13 protein-coding genes are annotated in these 14,428 nt (G+C 34.8%); 9 read left to right on the top strand and 4 right to left on the bottom strand.

The genetic code is table 11. From position 1 onward, the window contains the following. Positions 1-33: 33 nt before the first annotated feature. From RTY06_RS14490 to RTY06_RS14480, 3 genes are all read right to left on the bottom strand, one after another. The gene (locus RTY06_RS14490; RefSeq protein WP_116034791.1) at positions 34-465 is read right to left on the bottom strand and encodes a BT0820 family HAD-type phosphatase; all 432 of its coding nucleotides are present in this window, start codon (positions 463-465) and stop codon (positions 34-36) included. 182 nt (positions 466-647) lie between these two features. Next, complete coding sequence (gene gpmI, locus RTY06_RS14485) at positions 648-2,174, bottom strand: 2,3-bisphosphoglycerate-independent phosphoglycerate mutase (RefSeq protein WP_312825689.1); 1,527 nt, start codon at positions 2,172-2,174, stop codon at positions 648-650. A 290-nt stretch (positions 2,175-2,464) separates the two neighbouring features. After that, on the bottom strand, positions 2,465-3,127 hold the full coding sequence (locus tag RTY06_RS14480; protein WP_312825688.1) for a hypothetical protein: 663 nt from the start codon (positions 3,125-3,127) through the stop codon (positions 2,465-2,467). A gap of 511 nt (positions 3,128-3,638) precedes the next feature. Between RTY06_RS14480 and RTY06_RS14475 the strand changes: the two genes are divergently transcribed. The 3 genes from RTY06_RS14475 (at position 3,639) to RTY06_RS14465 (ending at position 6,467) form a co-directional block, all read left to right on the top strand. Next, positions 3,639-3,971 carry a translation initiation factor gene (locus RTY06_RS14475; protein ID WP_116034755.1) on the top strand — a complete coding sequence of 111 codons (333 nt, stop codon included), beginning with the start codon at positions 3,639-3,641 and terminating at the stop codon, positions 3,969-3,971. A gap of 237 nt (positions 3,972-4,208) precedes the next feature. Further along, complete coding sequence (locus RTY06_RS14470) at positions 4,209-5,396, top strand: TIGR03862 family flavoprotein (RefSeq protein WP_312825687.1); 1,188 nt, start codon at positions 4,209-4,211, stop codon at positions 5,394-5,396. A 216-nt stretch (positions 5,397-5,612) separates the two neighbouring features. Beyond that, complete coding sequence (locus RTY06_RS14465; RefSeq protein ID WP_312825686.1) at positions 5,613-6,467, top strand: nucleoside phosphorylase; 855 nt, start codon at positions 5,613-5,615, stop codon at positions 6,465-6,467. 69 nt (positions 6,468-6,536) lie between these two features. On the opposite strand, the gene RTY06_RS14460 is transcribed toward RTY06_RS14465, so the two are convergent. Beyond that, positions 6,537-7,094, bottom strand: coding sequence for a DNA-3-methyladenine glycosylase I (locus tag RTY06_RS14460; protein WP_312825685.1), 558 nt, complete (start codon positions 7,092-7,094; stop codon positions 6,537-6,539). A 146-nt stretch (positions 7,095-7,240) separates the two neighbouring features. Here RTY06_RS14460 and RTY06_RS14455 point away from each other — a divergent pair, with 146 nt between their 5' ends. From RTY06_RS14455 to argS, 6 genes are all read left to right on the top strand, one after another. Continuing rightward, positions 7,241-7,579 (top strand): hypothetical protein, encoded by a 339-nt coding sequence (locus RTY06_RS14455; RefSeq protein WP_312825684.1) that lies wholly within the window; start codon positions 7,241-7,243, stop codon positions 7,577-7,579. A 91-nt stretch (positions 7,580-7,670) separates the two neighbouring features. Continuing rightward, the gene (locus RTY06_RS14450) at positions 7,671-8,831 is read left to right on the top strand and encodes a M28 family peptidase (RefSeq protein WP_312825683.1); all 1,161 of its coding nucleotides are present in this window, start codon (positions 7,671-7,673) and stop codon (positions 8,829-8,831) included. 251 nt (positions 8,832-9,082) lie between these two features. Then, positions 9,083-10,267, top strand: coding sequence for a sigma-54 dependent transcriptional regulator (locus RTY06_RS14445; protein ID WP_312825682.1), 1,185 nt, complete (start codon positions 9,083-9,085; stop codon positions 10,265-10,267). A 232-nt stretch (positions 10,268-10,499) separates the two neighbouring features. Further along, positions 10,500-11,864, top strand: a complete 1,365-nt coding sequence (locus RTY06_RS14440; RefSeq protein WP_312825681.1) for an MATE family efflux transporter — start codon at positions 10,500-10,502, stop codon at positions 11,862-11,864. A 15-nt stretch (positions 11,865-11,879) separates the two neighbouring features. Then, complete coding sequence (locus tag RTY06_RS14435) at positions 11,880-12,509, top strand: hypothetical protein (RefSeq protein WP_312825680.1); 630 nt, start codon at positions 11,880-11,882, stop codon at positions 12,507-12,509. Between the two features lie 68 nt (positions 12,510-12,577). Then, the gene (gene argS, locus RTY06_RS14430) at positions 12,578-14,341 is read left to right on the top strand and encodes an arginine--tRNA ligase (RefSeq protein ID WP_312825679.1); all 1,764 of its coding nucleotides are present in this window, start codon (positions 12,578-12,580) and stop codon (positions 14,339-14,341) included. The last annotated feature ends 87 nt before the right edge of the window (positions 14,342-14,428 follow it).

The raw sequence follows: 14,428 nt of genomic DNA, 5'->3' as shown, positions 1-14,428 counted from the left end.
TCTATTCGTCTATTATCTATTTAGTCTTTAATTTTACCAAAAAAGCCCTTTTTTCTTTTCTTTTTTCATTTTGGAGTAGGCATGAACTTCGCCTCCAGCAACCTGGAATTCTATTCTTTCGTTGATGATTTGATAGATTTCTCCCCAACCTGGGAATCCACCAAGATTTCTATCATCAATGAAAAGGTCTGCATCAATTTTTCTGGATTGTGTTTCGGAATCGAAAACCTCGCCTTCAAAACTGGAATTAACAGCATAAAACTCCAATCCGTTTTTTCTGCAAAACTCTACTGCTTCTTCCAAAGATTTACCGTGACGGTAAGTCCAAAGAATCAATCTATAACCTTCTCCCTGAAGTTTTTTCAAAGTTTCGAATGCAAATGTTTTGGCTTTCCCAATTCCCGGATAAGCATCATCTACAATAGTTCCATCGAAATCGATTGCTAGTTTTTTGTTACTTTTTATCATTATTGTTTTTTTATGAAAATAAGTGAGCAAATATACGAATTATATAAATTCCTTTTTTTGAAATTTATTACAAGGACGTTCAAAGGAAAAGCCGGTTTTAAAACCGACTTTCCTATTTTATTTCTAAATTAAATTTTCTTTTTCCCAACACTAAAGGGAGGAAAACTCCTTATACATTTTTAGTTCGCAAGAATATTTCCTGTCATTTCCTCAGGAATTTCTACACCCATCACACTTAAGATAGTTGGAGCTACATCGCCCAATTTTCCTGGTGTCAAATTCCAAGTGTGGTCTTTGTCCATAACAATGAACGGAACCAAATTCGTAGAGTGTTGCGTGTTTGGAGAACCGTCTGGATTTATCATTACATCAGAGTTTCCGTGGTCTGCCAAGATGAAAACTGCATATCCGTGTTCATAAGCTGTAGTTGCCACTTTTTGAATGCAAGAATCCACAACTTCCGCCGCTTTTACCGCCGCTGAGAAAACGCCTGTATGACCGACCATATCTGTGTTCGCAAAGTTAAGAACTACAAAATCCGCGGATTCTTTTTCCAATTCCGGAACAATGGCGTTGGTAATATCATAAGCCGACATTTCCGGTTTCAAATCGTAAGTTGGAACATCTTTCGGACTTGGACAAAGCAAACGTCTTTCTTGAACGAATTCGGCTTCACGACCGCCTGAGAAAAAGAATGTGACGTGTGGATATTTCTCAGTTTCAGCAATTCTGATTTGAGATTTACCTGCAGATTCCAAAACTTCTCCCATTGTTTTTTGAAGAACATTCTCATCAAAAACAACTTTTACATTCTGGAATGTTTTATCATAATTCGTCAAAGTCACATAGTACAAATCCAGCTTTTTCATTCCATACTCCGGGAAATCCTGCTGAGAAAGTACTTCTGTAATCTCACGACCTCTGTCTGTACGGAAGTTGAAAGAAATCACAACATCGTGGTCTTCGATTTTTGCAATTGGGAAATGGTTTTGAACATTCACGATTGGAAGGATAAATTCATCCGTAACATCCTCGTTATAGGAATCCTGAATCGCCTGAACGAAATCTTTCGACTCTTTTCCAACACCATTTACCATTACATCATAAGCCAGTTTCACACGCTCCCAACGCTTATCTCTGTCCATCGCATAATAACGACCAATCACAGAAGCCAATTTTCCGGTTGTAGATTTCATATGATTTAATAAATCTTCGATGAAACCTTTTCCGGATTTCGGGTCGCAATCACGTCCATCTGTGAAAGCGTGAACGAAAACATTGTCTGTAAATCCAAATTCGTGGGCAGCAGTCAATAAACCTTTCAAATGATTGATATGAGAATGCACACCACCATTGGAAACCAACCCAATGAAATGTACTTTTTTGTTGTTGGCTTTAGCATATTCGAAAGCATCTTGGATGACTTGCTCTTTTCCAAGACTTCCATTTTCTACAGCCATATTTAGTTTTACAAGGTTTTGGTAAACGACTCTACCTGCACCAAGATTCATATGACCAACCTCCGAGTTCCCCATTTGTCCAGCCGGTAAACCAACCGCCAAACCACTCGCTTCAAGTGTTGTATTAGGAAAGTTTTTAAGTGCCGAATCTATGAAAGGCGTATTAGCCTGAGCCAATGCAGAAACTTTGTCATTAAGACCGATTCCCCAGCCATCTAATATTGCAAGAATTGCTTTTTTTGACATTTTTAATTTTGTTTTGTTACTACAAATTTACGAAATGAAAAAGGGTTCTAATAATTTTTGACGATTTTTTTGATTGGATCGCTAGCGCGAGCTTCTAGCTCGTGTCTTTGACATTAGTAAATGAAAAAGGGTTCTAATAATTTTTGATGATTTTTTTGATTGAATCGCTAGCGCGAGCTTCCATCTCGTGTCTTGATATTAGTAGGTCCGAGCGGGACGCTCGCACTAGCATGGGAATTTTGATGGGTATTTTTATATATAAGTTAATTTTCAAAATCTAAAATACCATATCAAAGACTACTTTTCAAATATAAATAAAGTGCATATACAGAATCCTCAAAATTTATAAAATATTTTTTACTAGAATCTTTATCTACATAAAAATATTTTTCTGTATATCCTCCTTTATAAACATTTCCAGATTGTCCATTTGTAAACACTATATGATATTCAACATAATCACCCCAAGTAAAATTCATCTTTTTTCTTTCGTCAATTAGTTTATATCCATATTCTGCATCTAAGTTTATAATTGGTTTATTATATTCCTTAATTTTTTTATAATATTTATTCTCAAGAAACCTTACAACATCATCTATATTATTTAATTCATTATGAAACTTAGTTTCATTAATAAAAAGAACATATCTATCAGTACTATCTTGTTTAAATGCAATTAAATTTTCATCAATAAAGTCCTTTTTAAACAAATAATTACCCTCACTCATTTCTAATAATAAAGAATCATTTCCTAAATATTCCCAGCTACCTTTTTCAACAATTCCATTCTTAGATATTAATAATTTATTTTCATTTCTAAAAATAAAAACACGTTTTACTTCATTAATATCTTCAAGAGAAATCCAATGCTGATTCATTAAGATGGTTAAATCATCAAGACGTTTGCTAAATTTCTTAATCTTAGGGATTATATCTGCAAAATATGTTTTCATAAAATCATTAATATTATCCAAATATACATAATGCTCTTACACAAACACAAATCATCTTAATTGTTGAAAGCTTTTTATGAAATACAATTGAAATAAGCTTCATAATTCCTCTTTATAACTTTCATCAATCAACTAACATCTGTAATTTGAAACCCTCATTTAAAGATACAAAATGGACTTAAGAGACCAACAAAAAAATTCCCTATCTTTACAAAACACACCACCTCCTCCATCCTCGTTCAATCCAGAACAAATCCAATACAACTCCAATACAAGTCCAATAGAGTCCAATAGAATAATGGAGGAGTAATGCTGTTGTATTAGACCAAAATTGGTGTTAGTATATACAGTGGATACAGAAAGAGTACACAAACTCCAAAGAAGCATTCACCACATTCCAAAATAATAAGCCATCAACCTTCATACAACATCCTTTCAAAACAATTCCAAATCTTAACTTTCACCACTCAACTAATATCTGTAATTTTAAAGCCTCATTTAAACAGACAAAATGGACTTAAGAGACCAACTAAAAAACCTTTTCCCCGAACACGAAGAACAGGATTTCCAAATGCCCGATGAAGCAAAAGAAAACTTCAAACAGAAAGAACCTTTGGTCTGCAAATTCGAGAAGAAAGGCAGAAACGGAAAACCTGTTACCCTAATCGAAGGCTGGGAAGGCGATGATGAAGGCTTGAAAGAAATCTCGAAAAAAATCAAAACCAAATTAGGAATCGGTGGTTCGGAAAAAGACGGCGTTATCATCATCCAAGGCGACAACCGTGACAAAATAATGACCATCCTAAAAGAAATGGGTTACAAAACAAAACGTGTTGGAGGATGAGAATAATTATTAATGATAAATTATAAATGATGAATGATTTTATCCTTAGAAGTTAAACACAAAGACACTAAGGATTATTTATTATAAATCATACTTTAAGATACAATGAAAAATCTTTGATTTTTATATCGGCGAAGCTAAACTTTGTGCCTTAAAAACAAAATCCTTTTCATTAATAAACCTTTTGTGCCTTTGTGTAATTTCTAAACTTCTAACTTCCTCAGAAAAAAACAATCTTTGAAACAAATTCCTGACAATCAAATCATCATCATTGGCGCTGGTCCTGCAGGATTGATGGCATCGCAAATTCTTGCGGAGAAAGGTTTTAAAGTTCAAATCTACGAACAAAACAAAGCCTCTGGAAGAAAATTCTTGGTAGCAGGAAATGGTGGTTTCAATCTGACTCATAGCGAAGATTTAGAAACTTTTATCGAAAAATATGATGCGCCAGAAATCCGAAATATTGTAAAGAATTTTGATAATAAAAAAGTTATCGATTGGCTTTCTGACTTGGGCGTTACGACCTACGTTGGAAGTTCTGGGAAAATATTTCCTACGAAAAATTTTAAACCGATTCAGGTTTTGAAAGCTTGGCTGGATAGATTGGAACAATTGGGCGTTACAATTCATTATGAGCATACTTTTTTAGATTTTGACGAAAATTCTATTACGCTTAAAAACAGAGAGAAAGAACTTAAAATTGAATATTCAAAATTGATTTTAGCGATGGGTGGAGGTTCTTGGAAAAAGACAGGTTCCGATGCTAAATGGATTGAGATTTTAAAATCAAAAAACATAGACATCACCCCTTTGGAGTCCGCCAATTCTGGTTATAATACAGATTCGAAATTTCATCAATTACAAGGTCAATATCTTAAAAACATCAAAGTATCTTTTGAGAATAATGATAAAATCGGAGAAGTAGTTTTTACAAAATATGGCATCGAAGGAAGTCCCATCTATTACCTAAATCGCTTCACAAGAAAACACGATTTTCCATTAATCATCAACATCGATTTAAAACCGAATCTTTCAGAAGCAGAAATCTTCGAACAACTCAACGGAAATGAAAAGATTAGTCAGATTTTGAAACGAAAATTAAAGCTTTCAACAACCGCACTCAACCTTCTGAAAACTCTAGACAAAGAAAGCTACACCAACATAGAAAACTTATCGAAAACGATTAAGAAATTCCCAATTGAGATTCTGAGTTTCCGACCAATCGATGAAGTGATTTCGACTTCCGGCGGAGTTTCATTCTCCGCTTTGAATGATAAATTGGAACTTTACAATTTCCCGAATGTTTTCTGCGCTGGCGAAATGATAGATTGGGAAGCGCCAACAGGCGGTTATCTTTTGCAAGCCTGTTTCAGTACAGGATTTTGGGTTGCAAATGAGATTTCAAAATTTAATCAAACCACATAGACACATAGAAATTTCTTATAATAAAGAGAAAATAGAAATTTCGTGACACTATTTCCTCTTTCAAAACTATGTGACTATGTGGTGAAAAGAAGTTTGAAAAGAAATGAAAATGTTTTTTTCAAAATTAAAAAGCATCTATCCTTTTGCGGATGAAGAATTTTGTTAACTTTAAGACCTTTTTATTTTCAAAATATTCAAATAAAATAAATTATAAATATGATAAACAAACTAGCAGATTCCGAATTGGTTCTTAATGACGACGGAAGTGTGTATCACTTGAATCTTCTTCCGGAAGACCTTGCAGACAAAGTACTTCTTGTGGGCGACCCAGACAGAGTTCCAAAAGTTTCTAAATTCTTTGATACTATCGAAATCAAGAAAAATAAAAGAGAATTCTACACACACACTGGAACTTTGCGTGGCGAGAGAATCACGGTAATGTCAACAGGAATCGGGACAGAGAACATCGATATCGTGATGAACGAATTGGATGCTTTGGTTAACATCGATTTGAAGGCAAAAGAATTCAAAAAAGAGCACAAGTCGCTGGAGCTTTTCCGTATGGGAACTTGCGGAAGTGTGAATCCTGATATTGAAGTTAACAATATGCTGGTGACAGAAAATGTAGTTGGGCTTGACGGATTAATGCATTTTTATCAGGATTATAACTTTGAGAATGAATTCAGTAAGAATTTCTTGGAGAAGTTTCCTTATGAGAGAATCAAGCCAATGTTGTATTTCTCAGATTGGGCAGAAGATATCGCTGGTTATTATGCTGATGCAAAATACAGAGGAAACACGGCAACTTTCCCTGGATTCTATGCACCTCAAGGTCGTCAGTTAAGACTGAAAGCTTTGGATGACAAATTCCTTGAAACTTTGAATGACCTTGGTGTTTCTAACTTCGAAATGGAAACTTCGGCAATCTATGGTTTATCCAAATTGTTAGGACACAAAGCAATCACTGTGAACTGCGTTATCGCCAACAGAAGACGTGGCGAATTTGCAAGCGATCATCACGCATCAGAAAAAATGATGATTGAGTGGGTTCTTGACAGAATTATTAAGTAGAAGTTAGAGATTAGACTTTAGATATTAGAAAAGCAATATTCAGAAATGAATGTTGCTTTTTGTTTTTATTTAGTTTCTCACAAAACAACTTTCAATATGGTCATCCACAATTCCGGTAGCCTGCAGATGAGAGTAGATAACCGTAGAACCTAAAAATTTGAATCCTCTTTTCTTCAAATCTTTGCTAATGGCATCAGACAATTCAGTTGTCGCTGGTGCTTCTGTATGAACTTTCCAAATGTTCACAATTCGGTTTCCGCCTGTGAAGGTTGAGATGTAATTATAAAAACTCCCGAATTCTTTCTGAAGTTCCATAAACTTCTGCGCATTGGAAATGGAAGCGTTTACTTTTAATCGGTTTCTCACGATTCCTGTGTCCTGCATCAATTCCTCGATTTTACCTTCGCCATATTTTGCAATCTTCTTATAATCGAAATTATCAAATGCTTTTCTGAAAGTTTCTCGCTTTCTTAGAATCGTAATCCAGCTCAATCCTGCTTGGAAACTTTCGAGAATCAGAAACTCAAACATTGTTGCATCATCGATTACCAATCTTCCCCATTCTTCGTCGTGATACTTTTGATAGAGTTCATCCGTTCCGCACCACGCACATCTAATTTTTTCCATTGCTTTTAATTTTGACGTCAATTTAGGAAACATTATAAATTCAAAACAAAACATTAACGTTCATTAAGATTTCTCGGCATTCTAATTGAATAATTGATTAACATCAAATCAAATTTTTCAATATTAATCACTAAAAACAAAATATTATGAGTACGCACGACGAAAAATACAATGACGCAGAAAGAGCTGTAAACAGAACAGAAAATTCTTTGGAAAGTGCAGCGGATACCGCTAAAAACAAAGTAAATGAGTATGCAGACAGAGCTCGCTCATATATAGATGAGCAGAAAAGGAAAAATGAGGAGCCAACAAGAGACGGTTTCTTCGAAAATCTGAAATCTAATATTTCCGACACTTGGGAAGACACAAAAGACTTCGCAGATAAAGCATGGGAAACAACAAAAGACACAGCTTCTGATGCTTGGGAAAAAACCAAGGACACCGCAGAAGATGTGAAAGCAGAATTCAGAAAAGCAACTAATTAGTTTTAAGTTAGTAATAGTTTTTCACGAAAAGGAGAAGACAACAATTTGTCTTCTCCTTTTTAATTATATTTGCCAATTATTAATAATGAAGATGAAGAACTTACTATTTTCTGTCTTATTTTTAGGATTTTTTGCAAATTCTCAAACATTCAATCAAGATTACGCGAATGTCGCTAATTTGGTTTCTCAGACCAATATCAACACTTATTTACAGGAATTTGAAGCTTTGGGCGTGAAAACCACAGGCTCAACAGCCAACAACAATGCTTATAATTGGTTAAGAAACAAATATCTTTCCTTCGGATATTCGGAAACTGAAATCACAAAAGATTCTTTTAATTACGGCGCGCAATCAACGTCCAATATTATTGTTACAAAAACGGGAACCAAATATCCTAACACTTACATTATTGTTTGCGGACATTACGATACAATTACAGGAACAGGGACTAATGATAACGGAAGTGGTGTTTCCGTAATTCTGGAATTAGCGAGACTACTCAAAAATGTTCCTACAGAATATTCAATCAAATTCATCAATTTTTCAGGCGAAGAACAAGGATTGCTTGGTTCTCAGCATTATGTAACAAGTGTCGTGAATGGAACGTCTCCGAAAATGAGCATTCGTTTGGTTCTTAATATCGATGAAGTTGGCGGAATCAAAGGTCAAACCAATGACACGATTACTTGCGAAAGAGATGAATCTAATAGTCCAAGTTCCAACAACTCGGCGTCCAATACTTTCACACAACAATTGATGAATTGTGTGACGCTTTATTCCACTTTGAAAACCAATTTGAGTTACGCCTACGCATCGGATTATATGCCATTTCAATCAAATGGAGAAATCATCACCGGACTTTTCGAGTACAACGAAACACCTTATGCACACACGGTTAACGACACTTATTCTAATCTAGACCCAGTTTACATTTACAATATTGCGAAGGCTACAACTGGAGCAGTTCAACATTTTGCGATTGCAAGTCAAATGCTAAGCTTAGATACTGCAAAAGAAGCTTTGAAAAATTTCAAAGTTTCCCCAAATCCGGCAAAAGACTATCTTCATCTGGAAATTCCGAGTAATAAAAATCAAAAGTTTAGCTTTACGATAACAAATCTTGAAGGAAAAACAGTCAGTAAAACCGAAAATCAAATAAGGATTGATATTTCCAAACTTCCAAAAGGTGTTTATCTTGGAACTTTTAAAATAGATAACCAACAGATTACTAAGAAAATCATAGTTGAATAAAAGATTGTTCAAAATGACAAACATTCTTTAAACCACAAAAAAATCATCCAAAAGAGCAAAAAACCAAGTTTTATAAAACAACTTTTTCAACTTTTAATATGCTTAAAAAGAACAACAGCTTTTGTGGCTTTTGTGGTTTTAAAACAAGTCAAAAATTCGGCAGGTAATTTGCTATGAAGTTTTTCAAATTTTGAAATAATCAATCGTAATTAATTCGTTTTACGAAATCTAAAATCACTATCTTTGTGCCTATGCAAAAAATCTTAATAGTAGAAGACGAAAAAGCAATTTCCGGAGTTCTACACAGTATTTTATCAGATGAACTACCAGATTACCACTTCGAAATAGCCGAGGACGGTTTGGAAGGTTTCAAATTTCTAGAGAAGGAAGACTTCGCTCTAGTGATTTCTGATATCAAAATGCCAAAAATCTCCGGTACCGAATTACTAAAACAAACACTTCAGATAAAACCAGAAACTACTTTTGTAATGATTTCCGGTCACGCAGATATTGACACTGCCGTCAGCTGTTTGAAAGAAGGTGCGTATGATTTCATTTCCAAACCAATTGACATCAATCGATTGATAACAAGTGTAAAAAATGCGCTTGACAAAGGAAATCTTCAAAAAGCCAACACCAATCTGAAGCAGGAAAATTCTCAACTTAAGAAAAAAGTCAACAAAAAATATCAGATGATTGGTAATTCTTCTGCACTTAAGAGAATCCAAGAAATCATTGATAAAGTGGCTCCTTCCGACGCAAGAGTTCTAATCACAGGACCAAACGGAGCGGGTAAAGAATTGGTAGCTCACGCTATCCACTCCCAAAGCGAACGTTCCCGCGGACCAATGGTAGAAGTTAACTGTGCTGCGATTCCTTCAGAATTGATTGAAAGTGAATTATTTGGTCACGTAAAAGGTTCTTTTACTGGAGCAATCAAAGATAAATCTGGAAAATTTGAGCAGGCTAACGGCGGAACTATTTTCTTGGATGAAATTGGTGATATGAGTTTAGTCGCTCAAGCCAAAGTTCTAAGAGCATTGCAGGAAAGCAAAGTTTCTCCTGTCGGAAGTGACAAAGAAATCAAAGTAGACGTCCGTGTTATCGCTGCAACCAATAAGAATTTGTCTAAAGAAATTGAGCAAGGAAAATTCCGTGAAGATTTGTTTCACAGGCTTTCTGTAATCGAAGTCAATGTTCCATCGTTGAATGACAGGAAAGAAGATATCCCATTATTAGTGGAATATTTCACTCAAGTTATTGCGAACGAAAATGGTTCTGCTCCAAAGAAATTTGATGAGAAATCTATCAAAGCATTACAGCAATTTGACTGGACAGGAAACATCAGAGAACTTAGAAACGTTGTAGAAAGATTAATCATTTTGGGTGCTGACCCTGTGACTGCTGATGACGTCTCGAATTTTGTAAAGAAGTAAGCTTAATTAAATATTATATTTAACCGCAGTTTCTTCTGCGGTTTTTTTTTGAAATTTTTTGAACACAAAGCTCACAAAGAATTTCAAAAAAAGATTATAATCATTTAAGTTCACAAAGGCGTAAAACTTATTAAAGAAAATAAAACCTTGGTTAAGCGAAGCGACTTTGTGAACAAAAAAAATAAAAAACTTTGTGGACTTTGTGTTCAAAAACAAACTTAAAAATAAAAAAATGAACTTTTTAAATAAACAATATACACAGGAAGGACTGAAACTGGCACTTCCTGTAATGCTGACACAAGTTGGACAAGTATCTGTAAACCTGTTCGATAACATCATCGTGGGAAAACTTTTAGGAGCGCAGGCTTTAGCTTCGGTTTCTCTTGGTAATGCCTTATTTTTCTCAATTTTTGTATTGGCTTTGGGATTTTCTTTTGCGATTCCGCCTTTGGTTTCTGAAGCTAATTCTCAAGGGAAACACGACACTATCAATTCGGTTTTCAGACACGGATTTGTGATTAATCTGGGAATCGGGATTTTGCTGATGATAATTTTGTTATCTGCACTTCCATTGATTTATCATCTTGATCAGCCGAAAGAAATTATTCCAAATACAATTAGTTTCTTGAGCATAATGGCTTTTACGATGATTCCGTTTATGATGTTCCAGACTTTAAGAGAAGTTTCGGAAGGATTAGGATTTACCATAGGTGTGACGAAAGCCACGATTATTGCGAACGTTATTAATATTGCATTGAATTACGTTTTCATCAAAGGACTTTTCGGATTGCCTGCAATGGGTGTTCAAGGTTCAGCTTTAGCAACTTTGATTGCCAGAATCTTTATGGTCGTATTCTTATATTTTGTATTGGTAAAAGAACCAAAAACTAGACGATATATCAAAGAATTCTCATTGAAAATTTCAGAATTCAGTAAAGAGATGTTTTCCAAAATGATAAAACTGGGATTCCCAACTGCAATGCAAATGTTCTTTGAAGTTACAGCTTTTGCAGCGGCGGCTTTTATTTGTGGATTAATTAGTTCGACTGACATTGCTTCTCATCAGATTGCGTTGTCTATGGCTTCATTTACCTTTAATCTTTGTATTGGTTTTAGTGTGGCTTCTACGGTGATGATTGGAAACAAAATGGGCGTTGGAGATTATGCAGGTTTAAGAAAAATCGGAATTAATAATTTCAAACTAACTTTAATTTATATGGGATTCTGTGGTTTGATATTCATTCTTTTCAGAAATGTTCTTCCCCATTTTTTCACTAAAGAAAGTGATGTTTTGGTTATCAATTTAGCTTCGAAACTAATGATTATTGCGGCACTTTTCCAGTTATCAGACGGAATTCAGGTTACGGCTTTAGGTTGCCTGAGAGGAATTCAAGATGTGAAAATCCCTAGTATTATTACTTTTGTTGCGTATTGGGTTTTCACGATTCCTGTTGGATTTTTCCTTTGTGTGACAATGAAAATGGGTGCATTTGGGATGTGGATTGCGTTGGGAATTGGATTAACGATTTCTGCGATTCTTTTGGTTATTAGATTTTTGAGGTTGAGCAAGAGGAAAGCTTTGGCTTTGGCTAATTAATAATAAAGAATTAAAATGAAAAAATGTCTTTATTCTATTTTGGCGTTAGCAATAGTAAGTTGTGCAAGTTTATCAACTGATTATCGCTATGACAAAACCGACAAAGGCGAATTATATTTCCCAACTTTCGATGAAACAAAATATAAAAGGGATACAATAAATAGCGGTCCAAACGATTCATTAAGTTCATTTACTAATAAATGGTATTCTAAACATCTTTATACTTTAAAAGAGCCAATTTTATTTAATAAAAAAGGTAAAGAACAAAACATAATAAGATTCACCCATTTAGGAACTTGGTCAAATCCTTATTCATACAGAATTGAGCAAGTTGATGATAAATTTCTATCAATTTATAAACGAACAAATGGTTTAGGTGGTTATGAAACAGGAAATCTAGTTAATAATAAAACCAGAGAAATAAGTTCTAAAAAATGGAATGAGATACTAGAAAAAATTAAAAAAATCAATATTTGGAATTTTCCAACCAATGAAACAAGAATGTACACCGATGGAGAAGAATGGATTTTGGAAATATTAATTGATGGCGAGTATCATTTAATAGTTAGAACTAGTCCGGACAGTAATGAGGATGAAAAAGAATTTGTTGAATTATGTAAACTAATCGAAAAATCAAGTAAATAAAAAACATTTCTTCCTTTAATCTTTAATACAGATTTTAAATTTTTAAATTTGCAACTCAATATTTTACAATGACTATCAAACAACATATACAATCTAAAATATCGGAAATCGTTTCCAAATTATACAGCATCGAGAATGTGACGCTGGAAGTCCAGAAGAACAAAACGGAGTTTGAAGGCGATTTCACAATCGTGATTTTTCCACTGGTAAAACTGGCAAAAAAAAGCCCAGATGTTCTTGGAAATGAACTTGGTGAAGAAATCAAAAATCAAATCGATTTCATAGAAAATTTCGGAATCGTGAAAGGTTTTCTGAATTTGAAAGTTAAAGACTCAGCGTTCTTACAAGAGTTTTCTGAAACGGAAAAGAACTTCGATTCTACACCTTTCAAAAAAGAAACGGTAATGGTGGAATATTCTTCGCCAAATACCAATAAACCGCTCCATTTGGGACACATCAGAAATAATCTTCTCGGTTTTTCTGTGGCTGAAATCCTGAAAGCGGATGGTTATAATGTTATCAAAACTCAAATCATCAACGACCGTGGAATCCACATCTGCAAATCGATGTTGGCTTGGGAAAAATTCGGGAACGGAGAAACGCCTGAATCTACAGGTTTGAAAGGCGATAAATTGGTCGGAAACTATTATGTGGAATTCGACAAATTATATAAATCCGAAATCAAAGCGCAACTTGCTGACGGAATCGACGAAGAAACAGCAAAAAAACAAGCGCCTTCTATCATCGAAGCTCAAGAAATGCTTTTGAAATGGGAACAAAATGATGCTGACGTTCGCAAACTTTGGGAAATGATGAATTCTTGGGTTTATGCAGGATTTAATCAGACTTATGCGAGATTGGGCGTTAATTTTGACCAAGTTCAGTACGAGAGTAACACTTATCTTTTGGGGAAAGATTTGATTCAGCAAGGTTTGGAAAATGGTGTTCTTTACAAAAAAGAAGACGGTTCTGTTTGGTGCGACCTGACGGACGAAGGTCTTGACCAAAAACTATTGTTGCGTTCAGACGGAACTTCGGTTTATATGACGCAGGATTTGGGAACTGCTGTGGAGCGTTTCAAGGATAATAACATCCAAAGATTGATTTACACTGTTGGAAACGAACAGGATTATCACTTCCAAGTTTTGTTCAAAATCTTGAAGAAATTGGGTTATAATTGGGCTGAGCATCTTTATCATTTGTCTTACGGAATGGTTGAATTGCCAGAAGGAAAAATGAAATCCCGTGAAGGAACTGTGGTTGACGCAGATGACCTTGTTCAGGAAATGTATCTGACTGCGAAAGAAAAATCTCAGGAACTTGGTAAGTTGGAGAGTTTAAGTGATGAAGAGAAAGAGCGCTCTTATGAGACGGTTGGATTGGGCGCTTTGAAATATTTCATCTTGAAGGTTGACCCGAAAAAGAAAATGCTTTTCAATCCTGCAGAAAGTATCGATTTTAATGGAAATACAGGTCCGTTTATTCAATATACTTATGCGAGAATTCAGTCGCTTTTGGATAAGGCAAATTATTCTGCAAAAGGGCTTTCTGAGGCTTATCTCCCGAACGTTGGTGAGAAAGATTTGATAATGCTTCTTTCGGAGTTCAAAGATGTTATTGCAAAAGCTTCGGAATCACTTAGTCCTGCGTTAGTTGCAAATTATGTTTATGAATTGGTGAAAGCTTACAACTCTTTCTATCAGAACAATCCAATTTTGAATCAAAATGATGAGAATGCGAAACAATTCCGTCTTCAGATTTCTGATTTGGCTGGAAAAACGATTAAGAAAGGACTTTCTCTTCTTGGAATTAATGTCGTGAATAGAATGTAAAATCATTTGCAATATAAATTTGAAACTCTGCTGATGGACTGCCCCCAAAAAGTTATACACTTTTTAGGGGCATTTTTTATGAGAAGA

The organism is Epilithonimonas sp. (assembly GCF_032055105.1).
In the GTDB taxonomy this organism is placed as follows: Bacteria; Bacteroidota; Bacteroidia; order Flavobacteriales; family Weeksellaceae; genus Epilithonimonas.
Note: the sequence above shows the minus strand (reverse complement) of the source record. Positions and strands in the feature narration are given on the sequence as shown.

Coding starts and splice junctions, on each gene's coding strand:
- gpmI (WP_312825689.1), bottom strand. CDS start 2,174: ATGTCAAAAAAAGCAATTCTTGCAATATTAGATGGCTGGGGAATCGGT.
- RTY06_RS14480 (WP_312825688.1), bottom strand. CDS start 3,127: ATGAAAACATATTTTGCAGATATAATCCCTAAGATTAAGAAATTTAGC.
- RTY06_RS14475 (WP_116034755.1), top strand. CDS start 3,639: ATGGACTTAAGAGACCAACTAAAAAACCTTTTCCCCGAACACGAAGAA.
- RTY06_RS14465 (WP_312825686.1), top strand. CDS start 5,613: ATGATAAACAAACTAGCAGATTCCGAATTGGTTCTTAATGACGACGGA.
- RTY06_RS14460 (WP_312825685.1), bottom strand. CDS start 7,094: ATGGAAAAAATTAGATGTGCGTGGTGCGGAACGGATGAACTCTATCAA.
- RTY06_RS14455 (WP_312825684.1), top strand. CDS start 7,241: ATGAGTACGCACGACGAAAAATACAATGACGCAGAAAGAGCTGTAAAC.
- RTY06_RS14450 (WP_312825683.1), top strand. CDS start 7,671: ATGAAGAACTTACTATTTTCTGTCTTATTTTTAGGATTTTTTGCAAAT.
- RTY06_RS14445 (WP_312825682.1), top strand. CDS start 9,083: ATGCAAAAAATCTTAATAGTAGAAGACGAAAAAGCAATTTCCGGAGTT.
- RTY06_RS14440 (WP_312825681.1), top strand. CDS start 10,500: ATGAACTTTTTAAATAAACAATATACACAGGAAGGACTGAAACTGGCA.
- RTY06_RS14435 (WP_312825680.1), top strand. CDS start 11,880: ATGAAAAAATGTCTTTATTCTATTTTGGCGTTAGCAATAGTAAGTTGT.
- argS (WP_312825679.1), top strand. CDS start 12,578: ATGACTATCAAACAACATATACAATCTAAAATATCGGAAATCGTTTCC.